The 828-nt window shown below is 63.6% G+C and carries 1 protein-coding gene; it reads right to left on the minus strand.

What is annotated here, in order from left to right; genetic code table 11:
- Positions 1-239: 239 nt before the first annotated feature.
- Positions 240-509 (minus strand): NHL repeat-containing protein, encoded by a 270-nt coding sequence (locus IC63_RS16725; protein WP_036722786.1) that lies wholly within the window; start codon positions 507-509, stop codon positions 240-242.
- Positions 510-828 lie beyond the last annotated feature (319 nt).

The following is an 828-nucleotide window of genomic DNA, read 5'->3' on the forward strand; positions in this document are numbered from 1 at the left end:
CCCGGCCCGGGCGCGCGATGCCGGGATGGGGCCGGCTGGTCTGGTTCCGGCCGAGTGACACGCGCCTGACGCGGCACGGCATCCTGACGCGACCGCAGTCCGCTGCGGTCGCGTCTTTCGTTAGTCAACAGGGCTTCACGTTCCGGATGATGTGAGGTCCGCCGCCTAGCCTGCTAACGCCCACTGCATCGCGCCGCCAATTCCTTGTGCGATAGTGGTGCTGGCCCCCGTCGAAGGGTTCAGCGCCAGCACCCGGCCGGCGTCAAACTCCGTGACAAGCAGCCGGCCCCCGCCACGGCGAGGTCGTTCAGCCCTTTGGCACCCTCCGGCCGGAACTCGGCCGTCTGCTGCCCTGTCGCCGGATCGAAGGCGACGACCCGGTCGATGTCAGCGACGTAGAGCCGGCCGTCCAGCAGCGCGAGCCCCTTGGGGGTGTCCAGCCGCGTGCCGGGCTGGGGGATGGCCGGCCCATCGACAGGAACACCTTTGGCATCGACCGTGGCGACCAAACCGTCGCCATTCCCCCAACCTGTTCGGGAGTTTGAACCACGCAGGCACGACCTCAAGATTTCATCCTGTTTGAGATAGATTCGAGTGTCGTTTGAGATAGATAGTCATGTCGCGATGTAAAAATAATACAATTATATCAATGCGGTGCTTTTCGCTTTGAGTTGCTTGCTCATCTCGTCTGACATCCCCTGGGCGTTGTTGCAGAAGTCCGCCCGCGGAGGATTCACGGCGGGAATCCAGTCGGTTAGGCTGGGGGCATGAGCAAGCCTTCTCCCGCCCGCTACCGCACGACGAACTGGTCCAGCTACAACGACGCCC

The sequence above is a fragment of the Paracoccus sphaerophysae genome (assembly GCF_000763805.1).
Classification (GTDB): domain Bacteria; phylum Pseudomonadota; class Alphaproteobacteria; order Rhodobacterales; family Rhodobacteraceae; genus Paracoccus; species Paracoccus sphaerophysae.